General features: G+C 63.7%; 20 protein-coding genes and 1 riboswitch. Of the genes, 9 read left to right on the top strand and 11 right to left on the bottom strand.

Annotation, left to right across the window (positions count from 1 at the left end):
• Positions 1-30 precede the first annotated feature (30 nt).
• The 4 genes from K7H91_RS19970 to tsaD are packed head-to-tail and all read right to left on the bottom strand — an operon-like array spanning position 31 to position 2,833.
• Positions 31-450 carry an EVE domain-containing protein gene (locus tag K7H91_RS19970; RefSeq protein WP_230721968.1) on the bottom strand — a complete coding sequence of 140 codons (420 nt, stop codon included), beginning with the start codon at positions 448-450 and terminating at the stop codon, positions 31-33.
• A gap of 3 nt (positions 451-453) precedes the next feature.
• A complete protein-coding gene (locus K7H91_RS19965) occupies positions 454-747 on the bottom strand; it encodes a YciI-like protein (protein WP_230721967.1) in 294 nt (97 codons plus the stop codon).
• Between the two features lie 11 nt (positions 748-758).
• Positions 759-1,739: an NAD(P)H-dependent glycerol-3-phosphate dehydrogenase gene (locus K7H91_RS19960; protein WP_230721966.1), complete on the bottom strand. Its 981-nt coding sequence runs from the start codon at positions 1,737-1,739 to the stop codon at positions 759-761.
• Positions 1,736-2,833 (bottom strand): tRNA (adenosine(37)-N6)-threonylcarbamoyltransferase complex transferase subunit TsaD, encoded by a 1,098-nt coding sequence (gene tsaD / locus K7H91_RS19955; RefSeq protein ID WP_230721965.1) that lies wholly within the window; start codon positions 2,831-2,833, stop codon positions 1,736-1,738. The genes K7H91_RS19960 and tsaD overlap by 4 nt, the downstream gene beginning before the upstream one ends.
• A 65-nt stretch (positions 2,834-2,898) precedes the next feature.
• Between tsaD and hemC the strand changes: the two genes are divergently transcribed.
• The 6 genes from hemC to K7H91_RS19925 all read left to right on the top strand — a co-directional run bounded on the left by hemC (position 2,899) and on the right by K7H91_RS19925 (position 9,028).
• Positions 2,899-3,828, top strand: a complete 930-nt coding sequence (gene hemC / locus K7H91_RS19950; protein WP_230721964.1) for a hydroxymethylbilane synthase — start codon at positions 2,899-2,901, stop codon at positions 3,826-3,828.
• 8 nt (positions 3,829-3,836) lie between these two features.
• The gene (locus tag K7H91_RS19945; RefSeq protein WP_230721963.1) at positions 3,837-4,553 is read left to right on the top strand and encodes a uroporphyrinogen-III synthase; all 717 of its coding nucleotides are present in this window, start codon (positions 3,837-3,839) and stop codon (positions 4,551-4,553) included.
• Between the two features lie 110 nt (positions 4,554-4,663).
• Positions 4,664-5,932 (top strand): hypothetical protein, encoded by a 1,269-nt coding sequence (locus K7H91_RS19940; RefSeq protein ID WP_230721962.1) that lies wholly within the window; start codon positions 4,664-4,666, stop codon positions 5,930-5,932.
• Between the two features lie 11 nt (positions 5,933-5,943).
• Positions 5,944-7,713 carry a heme biosynthesis protein HemY gene (locus K7H91_RS19935; protein ID WP_230721961.1) on the top strand — a complete coding sequence of 590 codons (1,770 nt, stop codon included), beginning with the start codon at positions 5,944-5,946 and terminating at the stop codon, positions 7,711-7,713.
• 114 nt (positions 7,714-7,827) lie between these two features.
• On the top strand, positions 7,828-8,316 hold the full coding sequence (locus K7H91_RS19930; RefSeq protein ID WP_018062805.1) for a TerB family tellurite resistance protein: 489 nt from the start codon (positions 7,828-7,830) through the stop codon (positions 8,314-8,316).
• Positions 8,306-9,028 carry a glutamine amidotransferase gene (locus K7H91_RS19925; protein WP_230721960.1) on the top strand — a complete coding sequence of 241 codons (723 nt, stop codon included), beginning with the start codon at positions 8,306-8,308 and terminating at the stop codon, positions 9,026-9,028. Before K7H91_RS19930 ends, K7H91_RS19925 begins: the two co-directional genes overlap by 11 nt.
• Here K7H91_RS19925 and K7H91_RS19920 read toward each other — a convergent pair.
• Positions 9,019-10,272 (bottom strand): MFS transporter, encoded by a 1,254-nt coding sequence (locus K7H91_RS19920; RefSeq protein ID WP_230721959.1) that lies wholly within the window; start codon positions 10,270-10,272, stop codon positions 9,019-9,021. The genes K7H91_RS19925 and K7H91_RS19920 overlap by 10 nt on opposite strands.
• A gap of 148 nt (positions 10,273-10,420) precedes the next feature.
• Here K7H91_RS19920 and K7H91_RS19915 point away from each other — a divergent pair, with 148 nt between their 5' ends.
• Positions 10,421-10,711, top strand: coding sequence for a YggT family protein (locus tag K7H91_RS19915; protein WP_018062808.1), 291 nt, complete (start codon positions 10,421-10,423; stop codon positions 10,709-10,711).
• Between the two features lie 39 nt (positions 10,712-10,750).
• Here the strand turns inward: K7H91_RS19915 and K7H91_RS19910 are convergent, their stop codons facing one another.
• Entirely contained in the window at positions 10,751-11,839 is a 1,089-nt protein-coding gene (locus K7H91_RS19910) for a 2'-deoxycytidine 5'-triphosphate deaminase (RefSeq protein ID WP_230721958.1), read from the bottom strand.
• 70 nt (positions 11,840-11,909) lie between these two features.
• Positions 11,910-11,987: riboswitch (SAM riboswitch) on the top strand.
• A gap of 34 nt (positions 11,988-12,021) precedes the next feature.
• Between K7H91_RS19910 and K7H91_RS19905 the strand changes: the two genes are divergently transcribed.
• A complete protein-coding gene (locus K7H91_RS19905; RefSeq protein ID WP_230721957.1) occupies positions 12,022-13,206 on the top strand; it encodes an O-succinylhomoserine sulfhydrylase in 1,185 nt (394 codons plus the stop codon).
• A gap of 154 nt (positions 13,207-13,360) precedes the next feature.
• Entirely contained in the window at positions 13,361-13,756 is a 396-nt protein-coding gene (apaG, locus tag K7H91_RS19900) for a Co2+/Mg2+ efflux protein ApaG (protein ID WP_230721956.1), read from the top strand.
• Positions 13,757-13,937: 181 nt separating this feature from the next.
• On the opposite strand, the gene K7H91_RS19895 is transcribed toward apaG, so the two are convergent.
• From K7H91_RS19895 to K7H91_RS19875, 5 genes are all read right to left on the bottom strand, one after another.
• On the bottom strand, positions 13,938-15,407 hold the full coding sequence (locus K7H91_RS19895; protein WP_230721955.1) for a TolC family protein: 1,470 nt from the start codon (positions 15,405-15,407) through the stop codon (positions 13,938-13,940).
• 153 nt (positions 15,408-15,560) lie between these two features.
• Positions 15,561-15,965, bottom strand: coding sequence for an outer membrane protein assembly factor BamE domain-containing protein (gene bamE, locus K7H91_RS19890; protein ID WP_230721954.1), 405 nt, complete (start codon positions 15,963-15,965; stop codon positions 15,561-15,563).
• A gap of 56 nt (positions 15,966-16,021) precedes the next feature.
• Complete coding sequence (locus K7H91_RS19885) at positions 16,022-17,203, bottom strand: HlyD family type I secretion periplasmic adaptor subunit (protein WP_230721953.1); 1,182 nt, start codon at positions 17,201-17,203, stop codon at positions 16,022-16,024.
• Complete coding sequence (locus K7H91_RS19880) at positions 17,200-19,386, bottom strand: type I secretion system permease/ATPase (RefSeq protein ID WP_230721952.1); 2,187 nt, start codon at positions 19,384-19,386, stop codon at positions 17,200-17,202. Before K7H91_RS19880 ends, K7H91_RS19885 begins: the two co-directional genes overlap by 4 nt.
• Before the next feature lie 88 nt (positions 19,387-19,474).
• A partial coding sequence (locus K7H91_RS19875) for an Ig-like domain-containing protein (RefSeq protein ID WP_230721951.1) occupies positions 19,475-21,165 on the bottom strand: 1,691 nt, incomplete at its 5' end.

Below are 21,165 nucleotides of genomic sequence, written 5' to 3'. Positions count from 1 at the left end.
AAAATATCTCCCGTTTGCTTTTCCCGCCTCTCAGACGTCCATCCCGCCCATGCGGCAGACTTCCAGCCACTCGTCTTCCTTCACCGGCTGAACGGAGAGCCGCATCGAGGTGACGAGCGACATGTCGGCGAGCTTCGGGTTGGCCTTCACATCCTTCAGCGTCACCGGCTTCGGCATGTCCTCGACCGCGCGGATATCGACGCATTCCCAGCGCGGGTCATCGGTCGTGCTGTCTGGATGGGCGAGCGCGCAGACCTCGCAGATGCCGACGACTTCCAGCCCCTCATTGGAGTGGTAGAAGAAGCCCTTGTCGCCGATTTCCATCGCCCGCATATTGTTGCGCGCCTGATAATTGCGCACGCCGTCCCATTCTTCTCCGGCTGCGCCCTTGTCCTTCAGCATCTGCCAGGAAAACTTGAACGGCTCGGATTTGAACAGCCAATAGGCCATGCCTCATGCCTCCGGATTGTTGTAGAGCCACTTGTAGGGCTTGACCTCGACCTTTTCGAACAGGCCGGCCTTGCCATAGGGGTCCTCGGCCGCGATCGCTTCCGCGTCCGCCTGGCTGTCGGCTTCGATGATCAGCATCGAGCCGCAGGGTTTGTCGTCGCCGTCGAGAAACGGGCCGGCGATCTTCAGCGTGCCCTTATCATTGAGCCCGTCGAGCCATTCGAGATGGCGCGGGCGGTTTTCCATGCGGACATGGAGGTGTTCGGGCTTGTCCTGGCACAGAACGGCGTAAAGCATCGTGTTCTCCTTCATTCGGTCGTGATCGGCCGGCTCATCAGTTCTTCCAGCGCCTGCGGAATGCCGAGCTTGCCCTCGAGCACGCGGGCGACGGCGCTTGAAATCGGCATCTCCACGCCATGGCTCGCGGCAAGCTCGCTGGCAACGGAGGCGCTGTAGACGCCTTCGACAAGTGCCGCATTGACGCTCTCGAAATTACCCTCGGCGAGCGCCACCCCATAGCGGAAATTGCGCGACTGGCGCGAGGTGCCGGTCAGCACCAGATCGCCGAGGCCGGAGAGCCCGCGCACGGTTTCCGGCTCGCCGCCCATGGCGACCGCGAGCCGCGACATTTCCGCAAGGCCGCGCGATATCAGCGCCGCGCGGGCGGATTCGCCGAGATCCGCTCCCTCGACAATGCCGCAGGCGATCGCCAGCACATTCTTCAGCGCGCCTCCGATCTGCACGCCGACGGGATCGCCCGAGGCATAGAGCCGGAAGGTCCGGCCGGAAAGAATGGTCGCGGTCTCTTTGGCGCGGTCGCGGTTTTCGAAGGCGAGCACCATGGCGATCGGTTTGCCGGCGGCGAGGTCGACGGCGAAGCCGGGCCCCGACAGCGCACCCGCAGGATGCTCCGGCAGCGTTTCGTTCAAAACATCGGTGATCAGCCTACAGCTGGCGCGGTCGATGCCCTTGGCGGCCGAAACGATCACGGCATCGGGATTGAGATAGGGGCCGTAATAGAGCGCCGCAGCGCGCTGGGCCTGCGCCGGCATCGCCAGCACCACGATATCGGCCGTCTCGAGCACCGAGGGATCGATCGTGAACGCAAGCGCGGCTGGAAGCGTGATTCCGGGAAGTGCCGCCTGATGCCGTCGGGTCGTTTTCAGTATCCCGATCAGCCCGGCATCGCGGCCGAGCAGGGTGACGGCATCCTCGCCCTCATGGGCAAAGACGGCGGCAAGCGCCGTGCCGAATGCCCCGGAGCCGATGACGACTGTGTTCCTGGTCATGCCTTGACCCCTCTTCTGCCGCTGCCGATCAGCCCCGCCGCATTACCGTCGAGCGGAAAGCGGGAGCGCACCGAGATTTCCATGTCGTCCGGATCAAAACCGGCGCGCCAGCGCTCCAGCCCCGCCCAGGCGATCATCACCGCGTTATCCGTGCACAGCCGCAAGGGCGGCGCGACGAAGGCGAAACCCTCTGTTGCGCAAAGTCCGGTAAGCATCGCGCGGATCGCGCCATTGGCGGCAACCCCGCCCGCCACCACCAGCGCGGGCTGACTATCACCGGCGAGACCTTCCGCCCTGAAGCGCTGAAGCGCGCGGGCGATCCTGTCTTCCAGCGTATCGGTGACGGCAAGCTGGAAGGCGGCGCAGATATCGGCGATATCCTGCTCGCTTACCGGCGCCAGCGCCTGTCCCGCCTGACGCACCGCCGTCTTGAGGCCGGAGAAGGAGAAATCCAGCCGGCCCTCGCCCTTCATCGGTCGCGGCAGTTTCACCCGCCGCGGATCGCCGGTCGCGGCCGCCTTCTCCACCGCAGGCCCGCCCGGATAACCGAGCCCCAGAAGCTTCGCCGTCTTGTCGAAGGCTTCGCCCAGCGCATCGTCGATTGTCGAGCCCCAGCGCTCGTACTCGCCGACGCCCTTGACCAACACGATCTGGGTATGGCCGCCCGAGACCAGCAGCATCAGGAAGGGAAAGGCGACGCCATCGGTCAGCCGCGCCGTCAGCGCATGACCTTCGAGGTGATTGATTCCGTAAAACGGCTTGCCTGCGGCATAGGCGATCGCCTTGCCGCTCATCGCGCCGGTAATGAGACCGCCGATCAGCCCGGGGCCGATTGTCGCGGCAATGCCGTCGAGATCGCCGAACCCGATCTCTGCTTCCTGAAGTGCGCCGGCGATCAACCCGTCCATCGCCTCCACATGCGCGCGCGCGGCGATCTCCGGCACCACGCCGCCAAAGGCTGCATGTTCTTCCAACTGGCTCAGCACCAGATCGGCGATAATCTCGCCGCGCCCGGCCTCGTCCATCGCCACGATGGCGGCGGCGGTTTCGTCGCAGCTCGATTCGATGCCGAGAAAGCGTGTCTGTTTTTTCATCGCGATTGTTTGCGGCAGGGCGCAATCCGGTTTACGAGACACCCGGTAACAATGGTGGACGCAGGATGCAAACGAAACCTTACAGGATCGGAACGCGCGGCAGCCCGCTGGCGCTGGCCCAGGCGCATGAAACCCGCGACCGGCTGATGGCCGCCCATGGCCTGCCGGAGGAGATGTTCGAGATCGTGGTGCTCTCCACCAAGGGCGACCGGATCACCGACCGCGCGCTGGCGGCGATCGGCGGCAAGGGGCTTTTCACCGAGGAGATCGAGGAGCAGTTGCTTTCCGGCGCGCTCGATTTCGCCGTCCATTCCTCCAAGGACATGCCGACAGCGCTGCCGGAAGGGCTGACGCTTTCCACCTTCCTGCCGCGCGCCGACCCGCGCGACGCCTTTATCGGCCGCACCGTGAAAAACCTCGCCGACCTGCCGGCGGGCGCGATCGTCGGCTCTTCCTCGCTCAGACGCCAGGCGATGATTCGCCGGCTGCGGCCCGATATCGAGGTGGTGATTTTCCGCGGTTCGGTGCAGACGCGGCTGCAGAAACTTGCAGACGGCGCCGTCGACGGCACCTTCCTCGCCTATGCCGGCCTGACGCGGCTTGGCATGCAGCATGTGGCGACCGAGGTTCTCGATCCGAAGGAATTTATTCCTGCCCCGGCCCAGGGCGCAATCTGCATTGAGCAGCGCGAGAGCGACGAACGGATATCGGCCCTGCTCGCCCCGATCAACGACCGCGACACCTATGACGCGGTCGCCTGCGAGCGCGGCTTTCTGGCGGCCCTCGACGGCTCCTGCCGCACGCCGATCGCGGGCCATGCGCTGCTTGAAAGCGATACGATCCGTTTCTCCGGCCTGATCCTGACGCCGGACGGGCGGCAGGCCCATGACATCGCCGTCGAAGGCTTGCGCGCCGAAGCCCAAGCGCTCGGCCGCGCGGCCGGCGAAACGCTGCGCGGGCGGGCCGGCCCGCGCTTTTTCGAGGATTGGGTCTGAGGTCTGCGATGCGCGTTCTGGTGACCCGTCCGCAAAACAAGGCCGAAAAGACCGGCGCATTGCTTGCCGCAATGGGCCATCAACCGGTTTTCATGCCGCTGTTCGAGACCGTGCACCATGTGGACGAAGCCAGGGAGGCAATCGCCCGCGAAAGCTGGGCGGCGCTTGCGGTCACCAGCACCGAGGCCCTGCACGGGATCGAGGCAAAGCGCGACGCGCCGGACATGATCGACCGTCCGGTGTTCGCCGTCGGGGCGGAGACCGCCGGCAGGGCGAGGGATGCCGGCTTCACGCGCGTCTTCACCGGCCAGGGCAATGGCGAGCGGTTGGCCGAGGCGATCGCCGCCGAACCCTCGCTGTTCATCCGCGCCCCGCTTCTCTATCTGGCCGGCTCGCCGCGCGCGCCCTGGCTGGAGCGCAGGCTTGAGGCCCTGCACGTGCCGTTCGAGACCGTCACCGTCTATGCCATGGAGCCTGTGACCTATGACGCGAAGGAAGTCGACGCTTTGGTCGGCGCGACCGACGCGATCCTGTTCTATTCCCACATGACGGCGGCGCGCTTCTTCGCGCTCGGCGCGGGCAAGGCGCTCGCGGGACGCAACGACCCGCCGGCCCTCATCTGCCTTTCGGCCAATGTCGCGCATGCCGTGCCGGCGGAGCTGGCCGATCACGTGCGCATTGCCGACAGGACGACCGAGAAAAGCCTGCTTGCGCTGCTGGCGTGAGGCGTTTCGCCAGAAAGGCCGGGGCGGCGGGGAACAAGTCTTCAACAAAAGCCTTTTCTTAATACCACTCGGCCACTACCCTAGAACCGAGAACCGCAAAAGAGGTAGCCATGGTTTCGGATACGCCGTCTTCGAAAAACGACAAGAAAAACGACGCGACAACAGAAGACACGGCGCCGGAAGCCACGAAGGCACAAGCGCCCGTCCCGTCCAAGACGGACGATGCCGCCGTTGAAACCGCGATGGCCGATGTCGCCGCCGCGATCAAGCGCCATGAGGAGCATCAGGACGAGGAAATTTCGGATGCGGCGAGGCTTGGCGATGAAGAGCGCGCCGATGGAGAGACCGTCGACGAAAAGGCAGACAGCCCGCCGCCACCGCCGCCGGAGCCCCCGACATCGACCCTGCCGCCACCCAAAGGCCCCGGCTTCGGCGCCGTGCTTCTGGCTGGTGTGGCCGGCGCCGTGATCGCGCTTGCGGGCGCCTACGCGCTGTCCTCGGCTGGCCTGCTGGGAACGACCGCCGGCGGCAAGATCAATGACGAGATCGCCGCGCTCCGTCAGGAGATCGAAACGCTCAAGGCCAATGACGGTTCGGCCGCGATCCAGTCGCAACTCGACGCTCTTAAGCAGCAGGTCCAGAGTTCCAGTTCCTCGGGCGAGGACATTGCCAGCCTGAAGCAGCAAGTCGATGCCATCCAGAGCGCGCAGCAGAACGACACCGGCGCGGTGAAAAGCCTGCAATCCGATCTCGACCAGATGAAATCAAACCTCACCTCCGGCCAGCAGGACATGCAGCAGAAGCTTTCGGCGCTGGAGGCCAAGGTGAATACGCCCGGCAAGGATCTGGCCGTTGCCCGCGCTATCGCCGCCGCCGCCCTGAAATCGGCGATCGACCGGGGCGACAATTTCGCGACCGAGCTTGCGACCTATGCCGAGGTCGCGCCGGCAGACGCCGATCTCTCGAAGCTCAAGGCGCTCGCGACAAGCGGCATCCCGACCCGCGAGGAACTCGCCGCCGAATTCTCCGAGACCGCCGACGCCATCATCGCGGCCGCCGAACCGCCGCCGCCGGAGGGCAATATCTTCAATCGCCTGGTCGACAGCGCCAAGGGCCTCGTCAGCGTGCGCCCCGTCGGCGATGTCGAGGGCGACACCGTGCCGGCGATCGTCGCGCGCATCGAAAACGCGCTGACCAAGGGCGACCTGAAGGCGGCGGAGAGCGAATGGGAAACGCTGCCCGAGGCCGGAAAACAGGCCTCGCAAAAATTCGCCGACGGGCTGAAGGCGCGGATCGAGGCGGATGATCTGGTTTCCACCACGCTGTCGAACGCACTCGGCGCAACCGCCGGCGCGCCCGGCGCGCCGTCCGGCAATTGAGGAGGTAGGATATGATCAGGCTTTTGATTTTCGCGATCATCGTTCTTGCCTTCGCGCTGGGCTTTTCCTGGTTTGCCGACCGGCCCGGCGAACTCACGCTCGTCTGGCAGGGCCAGATGTTCGAAACCCCGCTGACGACCGCGCTCGCGCTGCTGATCGCCCTCATTTTCGTGGTGATGATCGTGTGGTGGCTGATCAGCGCGATCTGGACCTCGCCGAAAAGCGTGACCCGCTATTTCCGCGCCCGCAAGCGCGACCGCGGTTATCAGGCGATCTCGACCGGGCTGATCGCCGTCGGTTCCGGCAATCTGGTGCAGGCGCGCAAGATGAGCACGCGCGCCCATGCGCTGCTCAGCGCCGATCAGGAGCCGCTTATTCATGTGCTCGATGCGCAGGTCGCGCTGACCGAAGGCAATTACGACAAGGCGCGGCGTCTGTTCGAGGCGATGTCGGAGGATCCCGAAACCGCCGAGCTCGGCCTGCGCGGTCTCTATCTTGAGGCCAAGCGCGTCGGCGCCGACGAGGCCGCCCAGCATTTCGCCGAGCAGGCCGCCGACAAGGCGCCCTATCTGGCCTGGGCCGCCAAGGCGACGCTGGAGACCCGTGCCCGACAGGGCCGCTGGGATGACGCGATCCGCCTTCTGGACCAGCAGCGCTCCGCCAAGGTGACCGATAAGGACGAATCGGCGCGGCTGAAATCCGTGGTGCTGACCGCGCGCGCCGAAAGCAGGCTCGATACCGATCCGAAAGCGGCCGCGGCCGACGCGCTGCAGGCGCTGAAGCTGCGCGACGATTTCCACCCCGCCGCGATCATCGCCGCCAAGGCCTATCTGGCGCAGGGCAATCTCAGGAAATCCGCCGGCGTTCTGGAGATGGTGTGGAAGAAGGAGCCGCATCCCCAAACCGGCGCGCTTTACGTGCGCGCCCGCGGCGGCGACAGCGCCGTCGACCGGCTTAAGCGGGCGGAAAAGCTGGAGGCGCTGAAGCCCAACAACTGGGTTTCGCTGATGGTCGTCGCGCGCGCAGCGCTCGACGCACGCGAATTTGAAAAGGCCCGCATCAAGGCGGAGGCGGCGGCGCGCATGCAGCCGCGCGAAAGCGCCTTCCTGCTGCTCGCCGATATCGAGGAGGCCGAAACCGGCGATCAGGGTCGCGTGCGCCACTGGATGGCGCAGGCGCTCAGGTCCGAACGCGACCCGACCTGGGTCGCCGATGGTCTGGTGTCCGAATACTGGCGACCGTTCTCGCCCACGACCGGCCAGCTCGACGCCTTCTCATGGAAGGTGCCCTACGGCGAAATCGCCGGCCCGATCGAGGAAGGGAGCGCCTCGCGGCTCGACGAGGCGCTGAAGAGCCTGCCGCCCGTCGGCGGAAGCCGAGCGGAACCGGAAACGCCTGCGGAGGACGCTCCGATCTTCCAGGAGGAAGCCAAGCCTGAAGCTGAAGCGCAGGCGGAAACGCCCGAGCCCGAAGCCCCAGCCGAAAACAAGGCGGAAGCGCCGAAAACAGAATCGGTGCGGCCAGTGATCATGGACCCGCCCTCCGGCGCTTCCGCGATCAAATCGGAAGAAGCGAAGATCCCGCCGGAGGAAAAGCCGCTCGTGGTGGAGGCCCGTTCGGAAGACATTCCGCCCAAGCCCGCCGAGGGCAGCGTGGAAGAGGACGATGACGGCAGCGCGCCGTTGAAACCCTTTGGCGGCCGCACGCCGGACGATCCGGGGATCGACGACAGCGACGACGACGAAACGCCGCCGGCCGCGAAAAAACGCCTGTTTTTCTGATCCGGTCGTCTCATCTGTCGTAACCGTAATTTGATTGACGGATGTTAAGTGATCTATTGGCGTAGCGGCCCGTGCGGGTCATGATGGCGTATTGAACAAGGCGAATCTCTCAGAATGTTTGAAAAGATCAGCAGGTTTCTCCAGGATATCGGCAATGACGCTCCAAGGGGCGAGGCCCGACCCGACGATGCCCGCGTGGCCGTGGTGGCGCTCTGTTATCAGGTGATGGAGGCCGACGGCGTCATCAGCGACAGCGAGCGCAGCAGGCTTCGGGAACTGATTGAAAACCAGTACGACCTGCACGGCGCCGGGCTGGAAGAGCTGATCTCCGCCGGCGAGGAAGCCGGCAACGAGGCGGTCGATTTCTACCGCTTCACCTCCGACGTCAAGCGCCATCTCGACGAGGACCAGCGCGTGCGCCTGATCGGGCTGTTGTGGGATATCGCCTATGCCGATGGCAGCCGCAGCGAGATGGAGGACAATGTCGTCTGGCGGATCGCCGAACTGATCGGGGTTTCGGGCCGCGAACGGGTGCTGGAGCGCCAGGCCGCGCTCAAACGCGCGGCCATTGTCGACGATGGAGAACTGCCCGGTGACGATTGAACCGACACGACCGATCCTGGTCATCCTTCACCAGGAACGCTCGACCCCCGGCCGCGTTGGCCAGATGCTTGTCGAAAAGGGCTTCCGCCTCGATATCCGCCGGCCGGCGCTTGGCGACAAATTGCCGGAGACGCTCGCCGCCCATTCGGGCGCGGTGGTGTTCGGCGGCCCGATGAGCGCCAATGACAACGAGGACTATGTCCGCCGCGAGATCGACTGGCTGTCAATTCCGCTGAAGGAAAACCGTCCCTATCTCGGCATCTGTCTGGGCGCCCAGATGCTGGCCCGCCAGCTCGGCGGCAAGGTCCAGAGCAACAGCGACGGCTCGGTCGAGATCGGCTGGTATCCGCTGCACGCGACCGAGCACGGCCGGCTGATGATGAAATGGCCGTCCATGGTCTATCAGTTTCACCGCGAGGGATTTGAACTGCCGCATGGCGCCGAATTGCTGGCCAGCGGCGACCTTTACCCCAACCAGGCCTTCCGCTATGGCGAGAAAGCCTATGCCGTGCAGTTTCACGCCGAACTGACCCGGGCAATGATGCAGAGATGGGTGGTGCACGGCGCCAGCCGGTTCTCGCTGCCCCAGGCGCAGGCGGGCCACCTTCACCTCGAAGGCCGGATGCTGCACGACCGGGCGCTGAAGGCCTGGCTCAGCGAATTCCTCGACATCGTGTTCGAGCGCATACCGGCGAAAACGCTTCAGGGCTGATTGCCGACCAGATGCTCCGGCGTCTCCAGGCTGTCGACCTTGCGCAGTTTGGTGAACTTCGCGGCCCAGATCACCGCGACCGCCAGCGAACCGACGCCGCCGAAGACGACGGCCGGCACAGCGCCGATCACATGCGCCATGGTGCCGGCGCGAAACTCGCCGAGCTCGTTTGACGCCCCGACGAACACCATGTTGACGGCGTTGACCCGGCCGCGCAGCTCGTCCGGCGTCCACAATGCGATCAGCGTTTCGCGGACATAGACCGAGATCATGTCGGCCCCGCCCATGACGGCAAGTGCGGCAATCGAAATCCAGGCGCTTTCGGACAGGCCGAAGACGACGGTGGAAAGGCCGAAGATCGCCACGCCGGCAAACATGTAATAGCCGGCATGGTGGCGGATCGGCACGCTGGCAAGCAGCAGCGCGACCAGCACGCCGCCGAAGCCGGGCGCGGCGCGCAGCAGCCCGAGGCCCCACGGGCCGAGATCCAGAATGTCGCGGGCGAAGACCGGCATCAGCGCCACCGCCCCGCCCAAAAGCACCACGAACAGATCGAGCGAAATCGCCCCGAGCACCACCTTTTCCGAGGTGATGAAGCGAAAGCCCGCGAGAATGGTGTTGAGCGTAACCGCGCTGGCCGGACGGCGCTGGCTCGGTTTCGGCACCGTCAGCATCAGCACCGTGGCGGCGGCGAAGAGGGCGAGCGCGGTGGAATAGGCAAGCGTCGCGCCGCCGCCGTAAAGCAGGCCGCCCGCGACCGGGCCGACGATCGAGGCGATCTGCCAGGACGAGGAGTTCCAGGCGATCGCATTGGCGAGATCCTTCTCCGGCACCAGGTTCGGCGCGAGCGATTGCAGCGCCGGGCCGGAAAAGGCGCGTTCCGTGCCGAACAGCGCCAGAAGCGCGAATACCGGCCAGGGCGAGAACAGGCCGAGCACGGTGATCGCCAGAAGGCAGGCGGCGCAGGCGGTGGCCACCGCAAAGCAGATCGCCGCGATCATCCGGCGGTTGTAGCGGTCGGCGACAGTGCCGGTCACCAGCGTCAGAAGCAGCGCCGGCAGAAACTGGAACAGGCCGATCAGACCGAGATAGAAGGCGTTTCCGGTCTCGTCATACATCTGCCAGCCGACGGCGACGGAAACGATCTGGACCGCGAACGTGCCGAGAAACCGCGAGAAGAAATAGAGCGTATAGCCTCTGTGACGAAAGGCGTCGAAGCGGGCGCCGGAGGGTGAAGCGTTCATTTGCGATTGGCTTTCGGGACTTGAAATGCGCGGGCGGCCCGCAGGGACAGCGCCATCCGTGGCAATAAATACCGGACAAAACCCGCCGCCCCTTGCTCGTTTAGAATTGAATGTCTAAATGTTTGCAAGGAAAAAACGGGAGTCCTTCATGATCGCGCTGTTCGAGACGATTTACTACGCACTTGAAATCTATAAGTGGGTGATCATCGCCAGCGCCATTTTCTCCTGGCTCTATGCCTTCAACATCATCAATGCCCACAGCCCGTTCATCAACTCGATCGGGCGCGGGCTCTACGCGGTCACCGAGCCGGTCTACCGGCCGATCCGCAATTTCCTGCCCAATCTCGGCGGGATCGACATCTCGCCGGTGATCGTGCTCCTGATCGTGTTCTTCCTGCAGCGCCTGATCCTGACCGGCGTGATGCCGCGGCTCTACTGAGCCCGCCCGCAAGGCCCGCCGCAACGCAGAGTGGGCTGGTCAGCCAGCCCTAAAATGCTTGGAAAGCTTCAGGCCCTGCGCCTGATAGTTTGAGCCGAGGCCCGCGCCATAAAGGGTCTCGGGCATTTCCAGCATGTTCTCATAGATCAGCCGGCCGACGATCTGGCCGTGTTCGAGGATGAACGGCACCTCGTGGCTGCGCACTTCCAGCACCGCCCGCGCGCCCTTGCCGCCGGCGCCTGCATGGCCGAAACCGGGATCGAAAAAGCCGGCATAATGCACCCGGAACTCGCCCACCAGCGGATCGAACGGCGTCATTTCGGCGGCACAGAGCGGCGGCACGTGAACGGCCTCGCGCGAGACCAGAATGTAGAATTCATCCGGATCGAGGATCAGTTCGCCCTTGCCGCGGCCATGGATCGGTTCCCAGAAATCGAGCACGTCGTAACCGGCCTTGCGATCGACATCGATCACGCCGGTATGGTGCTTGCCGCGATAGCCGACCAGCCCCTCGCCCGCCAAATCGATCGACAGCGCGATCCCGCCGCCGGAGACATTCGGCATCTCGCTCGCCACCAGCGTTTCGCGCTCGTGCAGCGCCAGAAGGGCGGACTCCGAGAGCACGGATTGCCCCGTGCGGAAGCGGATCTGCGACAGCCGCGATCCCTGCCGGACGATCACCGGAAAGGTGCGTGGCGAGATTTCGAGATAGAGCGGGCCTTCGTAGCCGGCCGGGATGATGTCGAATTCCTGGGCGTAATCGGAAATCACCCGCGTGAAGATATCGAGGCGGCCGGTGGAGCTTTTCGGGTTGGTCGAGGCCGACAGCCCGTCCTTAAGCTTCAACGCCTCCATCAGTTCGACGATATAGACGCAGCCGGTCTCCAGCACCGCGCCCTCGGTAATGTCGATCTCATGCATGCTGAGGCGGGACAGCTTGTCCCCGACCTTGTGACCGGGCCCCGGCAGGAAGCTTGCGCGCACGCGATAGGCCTTCGCGCCGAGCCGCAGATCGAGGCTCGCGGGCTGGATCTGGTCGTGGTCGCGCGGTGCGCCGGCGATCAGATTTCCGTTCTCAAACAGGCTGGCGATCGCGCGATCTGCCAGAATTCCGGGCTTTTGTGACATGTTTTGCTCCTGTTGCGCGACAAAACCAAGCTTTCAGAATTGACGCAAGCGCTTATAGGGCTTATGCCGCCTTTATACCCGTGGTGATTTGGCCGGTCGGCTTGCAGCCACGTTAAACAACTAGCTAAAAGGCCGGGTGAACCGGTCCCTTGGCGACCGGTTTTTTTGTTTGGAGAGATATGATGAAAAAGTCCTGGCGTCCTCAGACCAAGCTCGTTCACGGCGGCAGCCTCCGTTCGCAGTATGGCGAAATGTCAGAGGGCATCTTCCTCACCCAGGGCTTTCTCTATGAAAACTCCGCCGCCGCCGAGGCGCGCTTCAAGGGCGAGGAGGAAGGCTTCATCTACGCCCGCTACGGCAGCCCGACCAATGCGATGTTCGAGCAGCGCATGTGCGCGCTGGAAGGCGCCGAGGATGCCCGCGCCACCGCCTCCGGCATGGCCGCGGTTTCCGCCGCGATCCTGTGCCAGTTGAAGGCCGGCGACCATATCGTCGCGGCCCGTGCGCTGTTCGGCTCCTGCCGCTGGGTGGTCGAAACGCTGGCCCCGAAATACGGCATCGAATGCACGCTGGTCGATGGCCGCGACCTTGCCAACTGGGAAGCCGCGATCCGGCCGAATACCAAGCTGTTCTTCCTCGAAAGCCCCACCAACCCGACGCTGGAAGTGGTCGATATCGCCGGCGTTGCCGCCCTTGCAAAACAGGCCGGCGCGCGCACCGTGGTCGATAACGTGTTCGCCACCGCGCTCTACCAGAAGCCGCTGGAACTCGGCGCCGACATCGTGGTCTATTCCGCGACCAAGCATATCGACGGTCAGGGCCGGGTCCTTGGGGGTATCGTGCTGTCGTCGAAGGAATGGATCGAGGAAGAGCTGCAGGATTATTTCCGCCATACCGGCCCCGCGCTCTCCCCGTTCAATGCATGGCTGCTCTTGAAGGGGCTCGAAACCTTCCCGCTCCGCGTGCGCCAGCAGACGGAAAGCGCGGGCCGGATCGCCGACTTCCTGGCCGGCCAGAAACAGGTCGCGCGCGTCATCTATCCCGGCCGCGACGACCATCCCCAGGCCGATATCGTGAAGAAGCAGATGGCCGCCGGCTCCTCGCTGGTCGCCTTCGAACTCAAGGGCGGCAAGGACGCGGCCTTCGCGCTGCAGGACAAGCTCGACATCGTCTCGATCTCCAACAATCTCGGCGACGCCAAGAGCCTGATCACCCATCCGGCGACCACGACGCACAAGAACCTCGCCGAGGAAGCGCGTCTCGAACTCGGCATTACCGGCGGCACCATTCGCTTCTCGGCCGGCATCGAGGACACCGACGACCTGATCGAGGATTTCGCCCAGGCCCTTGCAAAACTGCCGGTCTGAGCCACATTGGCCTCACGGGCGGCCAAAGCATCGGGCGAAAAGTGGGGCCCGGTTTTTCGATGACCCGATGCGTTAAGACAAAGAGCTGGATCATCGGGCGGTTCAGATTGACCGCCTAATGATCCAAGCCGGTCGGGGCTTGCAGGGAGAACCAGTGCACTACAGGGCGATCACCCACGAGATCGAGGTCAGCGTCAGGCCAAGCTTCCTGGAAAGCCATTCCATGCCGGAGGACGAGCATTTCGTCTGGGCCTATGAGATCGAGATCGCCAATCACCGCAGAGACCGGATCGAGATCGTCTCGCGCCACTGGACGATTACCAATGCCAGCGGCATTGTCGAAACCGTGTCGGGCGACGGCATCGCCGGCAAGCATCCGGTGATAGCGCCGGAAGAGCGCTACAGCTATCAATCCGCCGCGCCGCTCGACACGCCCTCCGGCATCATGGTCGGCCACTACATCGCCAGAACCGCCGACAACCGCCTCCTCAAGATCGACATCCCCGCCTTCTCGCTCGATTCGCCCTACGATGCCGGAAGCCGGCATTGAGAGTCGCCCACGCTGGGCGTGAAAGTTCAGGAATTTCCAAAAGACCGCAAGGCCAGCTTCGCCATCCGCTCTCTGAAGGCGGGTAATAGACGGCAGGGGCTTCGCCTCACGATCCACGCCAGAAAACAAGGCCTGACGTACCGTCTGGCCAAAGTTTTCAAACTACGTTTTTGGCTTCCAATCACTGGGTGCTGTTGTCAGAACCTTTCAGGGCGACACTGGATTCCTCAACCTCTGCCTCCTCCTCACCGACATCGACGCCGAAACTGTCGATGGGATAGCCGTATAGCGTCACATTGGACAGGCCGAGAGCGGAGCGGAGCGTGCCGCCGGTGAGATGGCATTGCAACAGTGCGATATCGAGGTCGCGTTCGCTGTCGCTGCGCTCGATCAGGGCGTTGTAGTAATCCTCCTCCGCATCCAGCAGGTCGTTGAGGTTGCGGGTGCCGAGGTCGAAATACTGGCTGCGGTAAAGCGCCCGTGTCTGATCGAGCAATTTCGTCTGGGTGTTCGCGGATGCGATCAACTGACGGGCGTTGGTCATGGCGGTTCCGGCATCAAGCGCATCAAGCGAGGCGGTCTGACGCACCTTGTCGAGGCGCGCCTGCGCTGCGGCGAGCGCATCCTCGGCCGCCCTTTTCGCCGCTTCGATCGCGCCGCCCTGCCACAGCGTCGGCAGCACATTGAAATTGATGCCCACCCTGAACCCCTCGTCATAAAGCGGCTGGCGGCCATAGGCCTCGGCCGAGACGCCGGGCAGGCGCGCCTTTTGGGCGTCTTCATATTCAAGCTGGGCCTGGGCGATTTCCAGATGCGCCAGCGCCACGTCCGGCAGCGTGTCGGGTACTGTCGGGGTCGGCGTGCAGGCCCCCGGGACCTTCTCCAGGTCCACATTGAGATCGATGGCAAAGGGGCCCGAATATTCGCGGAGCTGGTTGGCGGCCCGGTCGCGCTCGGATTGCATTTCGAGCAGATCGTGACGCGCCTTCTCCAGGCTGTTCTGCGCCGCCAGCACATCCGGCTGGGTGGTGGCGCCCGCCGCCGCGCGCTGGCCGATCAGATTGCTCAGTTCGCCGAGCCGCTTGACCCGTTCCTGGTCTATTTTGACATTGTTGCGGTAGCGGCTGAACTCGGCATAGGCGGTCAGCACATCGATCAGCACCTGATCGGCATTCGCCTGAAACTCCAGAACGGCTTCCTGTGCGGAAAGGTCGGCGCGCGCCACCTCACGGTCCGTCCTGCCGAAATCGAATAGCAACTGGTTGGCCGAAAGCACGAAGGAAGGATCATCGGCATCGCCGACGCCGCCGGTCACGCCGCCACTGACCGTCGGCAGGTAGCCTCCCTTGGCGACATCGATATTGCCCGTGGCCTCGCGAATGGTGGCCGCGCTCTCGATCATAGCCGGGCTCTGGTAGAGCGCCACCTGCACCAGACCGTCAATGCTCTGGCCGGCCGCCGTCAGATCGGCGGGCTTGTCGATGGCCGGCCGTTCCTGCTGGATCGAGCCGGTCCTGTCTTCGAACGATACGGAGGGTCGTCCAGCCCCACTTGTCGAGCAACCGGCAACGCCACCGGCCACACCGACGCAAAGTGCGAGCAACAGACGCCGTGCGGCAGGAGCCGCACAGTGCATAATATGTTGTGTCACCGCGTTTCCATGCTATGCGGTCTTGAGAAAACGCCCAAAACCGGCCTCCCAGGACTGCTTTGTTCCCGAGCGGACAACGCACGCACAGATTGCTGCGGGAGAAGAACGAATCAGTTATGACTCAACATAACCGATTGATTCATCTGACACAACTCAGTTACGACCGATGACGAGGTCACGGCACTGCGGGCGACGCCAAACGGTTTCTTCAACCGCGTTGCCATTGCCGAACAGCACCTTGTACTGGCAGACGATTTCGCCGTCCTCGGCGGTGACGAATTTGAGATTGTAGTCCCACGCCTTGCCGTTCTTGGCCATGCGCACCGGCTGGCCCAGCAGAGAGGCCACGTCGTCTCGCGAAGCGCCGAGCTGGATCTCGCGAACGCGGTCGACGCTGACGGGCTTGCCGGGGCGGACAAAATAGGCGTCGAGCTCGGTCAGCGCCGGCGACACGCTGTCAAACCGCATGTTGGGGTTATGGACATTCAGCATGCCCGCGCTGGCGGCGCCTGCGGACAGAACGCCGGCAAGGACGGCGATGGATAGGGTCTTCAGCATTTCTCTCTCCTTCAGTTTCATTGACATCATTTCGCCCTGACGGGCCTTTCATGCGATCAGCGCTCCCTGAGAGCCTCCCGGCCCCGATTGAGCGGCTTGATGAGATAGTCCCAGACGGTCTTCTCACCCGTCTTGATATCGACGGTCGCGATCATGCCGGGGGTGATGGGAAACCGCTTGCCGGCCGCATTCACCAGCGCATCGGAGGCGGTGCGGATATAGACCCGGTAATAGAGGTTTTCCGGGTTGATCTCGTCGCGGATCGTGTCCGGCGAAATGTTCTCGACCATGCCCTCAAGCCCGCCATAGACCGAGTAATCATAGGCGGTGATCTTCACCAGAGCGTCCTGGCCCGGATGAATAAAGGCGATATCGCGCGGGGAAACCCGCGCCTCGATCAGGAGCTGGTCGTTGAGCGGCACGATCGTCATCACAGCGCCGTTCGGCGAAATCACGCCGCCGATCGTCGTCACCGCCACATCCTTGATCACGCCATGAACCGGCGAGCGGATCGTGGTGTGGGAAATCGTGTCCTCAAGCCCGTTGAGCGTGGACAGCAGCGACTGCACCTCCGCCTGCGCCTCGGCCAGCTTCTCGCCGGTCTCGATGACGTATTTGGACCTCATGTCGTCCATTCTGAGCTTGATGTCGCCGCGGTCGCGCTTGAGCTTGATCAGTTCGACCTTGCTCGCCGCGCCGGTCGCCAGCAACGGCGTGGTCAGGCGCAATTGCTCCTCGAGCAGCGCCATATCGGCTTTCATATCGGCGATGGATTCGTGATAGCTTTCCGTCCGGGCCGTAAACAGGGCCTGCTCCGAGGCTCTGAGCTCTGGATAGTCGTCGAGCGCCGCCGGAAAGGTCACGGCATCCGCGCCCGTGACTTCCGCCTGCAGGCGGGCAGCCTGGGCCAGAGAAGCGCGGTAGCGGGCCGCCGTCTCGTCATATTCGGATTGCGCCCGGGTCGGATCGAGCCGCGCCAGCACCTGACCCTTGTCGACGATCTCGCCGGCGCTGACATCGAGCTCGGCCAATATGCCGCCATCGAAGGACTGGATCACCTGCTCATGCGAGAGCGGCACCACCGTGCCGGGCCCCGACGACACTTCCTCCACGGAGAAGAAGTAGGCCCAGACGAAGAAGGCGGCGAGGATCAGGAACAGTGCCAGCACGACCCGGTTGGCGCCGCTGGCGGAAATATCATCACCCTCGATCAGGCTGTCATAGGAAGCGACGCTCATTGGACCTTCACCTCGCGCTTTTTGGCGGCCAGGGCCTCGCCCTTGCGCAGGCGGGTCAGGATCGTGTCGCGCGGCCCGTCCATGATGATCTTGCCGTTGGACACGACCAGCAGCCGATCCACCAGCGCCAGGATCGACGGCTTGTGGGTGGCGACGACCAGCGTGGTTTCTCCGGCAAGGTCGGCAAGCGCGGAAAGCACTTTCTGCTCCGCGGTCTCATCAAGTGCGGCCGTCGGCTCGTCGAGCAGGATCACCGAAGGTTCGCGCAACAGCAGGCGCGACAGGATGATGGCCTGACGCTGACCGCCGGAAAGGCCGATACCGCCCTCCTGGATCTGCCGGTCGAGCCCCTCGGGCATGGCGCGGATGAACTCCCAGGCGCCGGTACGCTCAAGGGCGGCAATCAGTTCCTCGTCGCGGGCATTGGGCGCGCCGAGGCAGAGATTTTCGCGGATCGTGCCGTAGAACAGCCGGGCATTCTGGCCGGCAAGGCCGATATGACGACGCAGATCGGCCGGATCGACATGGGTGATGTTGACGCCGTCGACCAGCACCGTGCCCGAGCGCGCTTCCATCAGCCCGGAAAGCCCCTGCAGCAGCGTCGATTTGCCGGCGCCGTTGCGGCCGATAATGCCGACCTTCGAGCCCGCCGCGATCTTCAGCCCCTCGACGGTGAGAACCGGCTCCTTTTCATAGGCAAAAACCGCATTCGCGAACTGGAATTCGCCCTTGATCACCGGCTTGTGGATGCGCTTGGCGTTTTCGGGATGATCGACCGGCAGCGTCATGATCTTGTCGAGGCTTTCGCGGGCGATCTTCGCCTGCTGCCAGCGGTTGAGGATCTGCGCCACGCCGGCGAGCGGCGCCAGCATGCGGGTCGAAAGCATGGCGGCGGCAACCAGCGCGCCGGTCGTCATGTCGCCGAACATCACCGCCGGCGCGCCGGCCGCGACCACGGCGATATAGACCATGCCCTGTACGGTCTGCGTCCAGTTGCCGAGCGTGCCGACAAGATCGCGCAGCTTCATGCCGCTGTCGGCATTGACGGCGTTGTAATGGTTCCAGTGGTTCTGGAACCGGTCCTCAGCCTGCAGCAGCTTGATATCGTCCAACCCCTGGACGGCCTCGACCAGCATGGCATTGCGCAGCGCGGATTCGCGCATATTGGCCTTGGCCAGCGTGCGCAGCCGGCCCTGCGCCAGAACGCCGGGCAGGATCAACAGCAGCACCGCGACCGCCGGAACCCAGACCAGATTGCCCGCAACCCACCAGAAGATCAGGCAGAACAACAGAAAGAACGGAATATCCGCGATCGCCGAGACGGCCGACGAGGTCATCATCTCACGCACATGCTCCAGCTCGCGAAGCTGCGCGATGAAGGTGCCGGTCGCCTGCGGGCGGGCGCTGTTCTTCACCCGGAGCGCATGACCGAAGACCTTGTCGGATATGCGGAGATCGGCGCGCTTGCCGATCACATCGGTAATCTTCATGCGCATCTGGCGCATGACGAAGGCGAAGATCACCGCGATGAGCGCGCCGCCGCCGAGCACGAACAGCGTCGGATAGGATTGCGCCGGCACCACGCGGTCATAGACCTGCATCGAAAAGATGACGCTGGCGAGCGCAAGGATATTGGCCACAAGCGAGGCCAGCATGATGAACACATAGGGCCTGAGATCGGCAAGGACGATCGATCGCATCCAGTGTTTGCGGAACGGTTCGATATAATTGTCGATCCGGCCATCCGGCATGCCGCCGGCCGGGCGGATCACCGCCACCAGTTCGACCCTGTCCCTGATCCCGGCAATCTTGATGTCCGACGTCAGCCCGCCATCGCCGGAAAAGCCGAGCGTCAACCGGTCGCCATTGCGCCGCGTGGCGACGGCAACCTCGCCATCCTTCAAAACCAGCACGACCGGCAGCCGCATATCGTTGATCTTGCGAAGATCAGTATTGATGAACCGGATCGAAAGTCCGGCCTGGCGGGCAAGCTTGCCGAAACTTCTCTTGCGGTCGCTGCTGTTATCCCAGGCATCGGCGAGCCGAAGCTGCTCGGGCGAGCAGTCGATCCGGTAATGGCCGGCAACCGTCAGCAGGGCCTCGATCCAGCGGGCCGAAACAGTCCCGGCCGAAAGCTCGATCTCTTCACCGCTCTCGCGATTACTGTTGATGTGGATATTCATGGCCGGGCCAGACTTGTGAGAAAAAGGGGGCTAGCAGCCGGGGCAGAGCCCCGACTGTCAATCGTGCTTCATGGGCACTGATGGGGGCTCAGCCCACCATCATGGCGTGATCTTCAAGCTCGTTGAGATCGATGCCGGCCGTGCCCGGATCGCTGAAGTCCTGCGGATCATTTGCCGCCGCGCGATCCGCGTGCTTTTCCTCGGGCAGATAGGCCTCGAGGCTTTCGACATTGTCCTCATAGACAAGCTCGGTCACGTTGATATCGTCATCGGCGGCCGGATGATCGCCGCTGGCGTCATCGTCACCGGCCGGGGCTTCATCGATCGACGCAAGGCCCAGCGTCTCGGCGTGGAACGCGCTTTGAGCCCCAGCATCGCCGCTATCTTCCGCACTGTCGGTCTCGATCGCCATGCGTGCGGCAGACGGAGCGGCGTCAGCCTCCTGAACATCGATCTTCAACGAGGCTTCGCTGGTGTCACCGCTGTCATCGGTCAGCACATAGCGGAAATCTTCCTCGCCCATCCCCGTGTCGGGATCAGCCGTGTAGGTCCAGTCGCCGGTTTCGAAATCGAAGACGAGCCTGCCGCCCTGGTCGGTTTCCACGTTGAGAATTGCCCCATCCTCGACCTGGTTGCCGTTGTGGTCGGTAATACGGCCCTGGTCATAGGTGTAGGTCTCGCCATCGACATCGATCGAGAGGATGCGACCGCCATCGATACCGAGAAGATCGTCATCCGCGGTACCGGCGACGCCATCGGCGCCGTTCAGCACATTGCCGGAGACATCCACTTCCTTGAGGACATCGAGCAGCTCGTCCACGAGGTCGTCGAAGTTGGCCACCTGGACGACATGGTTGTCGCCGTCGGCTTCATCGACATCCTGCAGCCGGCGCTCCGTGACCCCCTGGCCGATGCCGACCGTCTGCACGTCGATATCGTTGTTTGCAACGAAATCATTCCATGCGGCCTGGGTGGCGCTCTTCAACGAATGGTCGATATCGCTGGTCGACGTGCCTTCATAGTCCCGGGTCGGCTCTCCATCACTCATGAAGAAGACGCGATTGTTGTAGCCATCGATAGGTTGATAGGACTCCATCGTCTCGTTGACGGCCGCCGTGTAATTGGTCTGGTCGTTATAGGGACGATGGGAACTCCAGGCATCGACCTGCGCCGCGAATTCGGCATAGCTGCTGAAGGATACTGTCGAAGTGGCGCCCGAAGAAAATGCCACAAGCTGGATTTTGACATCGCCCGTCGTGCCTTCGAAGAAGGCCTGACCGGCCGCTTTGACGGCCTCAAGCATCTGATGGGCTTCGGCGTTGCTCACGCTGCCACTGAAATCGAGAACGAAGGCGATGTTGAAGTTCTCGTCGCTCATGAAGTCATCGCCGGCAAGCTGCAGGCTGATATCATCCTCATATGCGAGCGGCGCATTGCGGGCAAAGCCCTCGGTATCCGCGCCCTCAGAGCCGAGATGGCCGACCTTGTCGGTATAGCTCTCATCGGCAACCGTAACGGTCAGGTCGCCGCCGGCCTTTTCAGGCGTCACCCTTGCGGTCCAGGTATTGCCGTCAACCTGTTGCAGGTCCGACAGGGTGCCGTTGTTGACGCTGATATCGGAGGCATCGAACCCGTCGACGTCTTCGGAGAAGGTGAAGGTGACGTCACCGCCGAGGCCATCATCGTCGATGTCGATATCGACCACGACGGACGGGCCGTCGACATCGAAGGTCTCGTCGTCGGTGCCTTCCGAGCCTTCATTGCCGGCTGTATCCGTAT

Origin of the sequence: Martelella mediterranea (assembly GCF_021021415.1) — a bacterium.
Classification (GTDB): Bacteria; Pseudomonadota; Alphaproteobacteria; order Rhizobiales; family Rhizobiaceae; genus Martelella; species Martelella mediterranea_C.
This window is presented reverse-complemented; position numbering and strand designations above follow the sequence as displayed.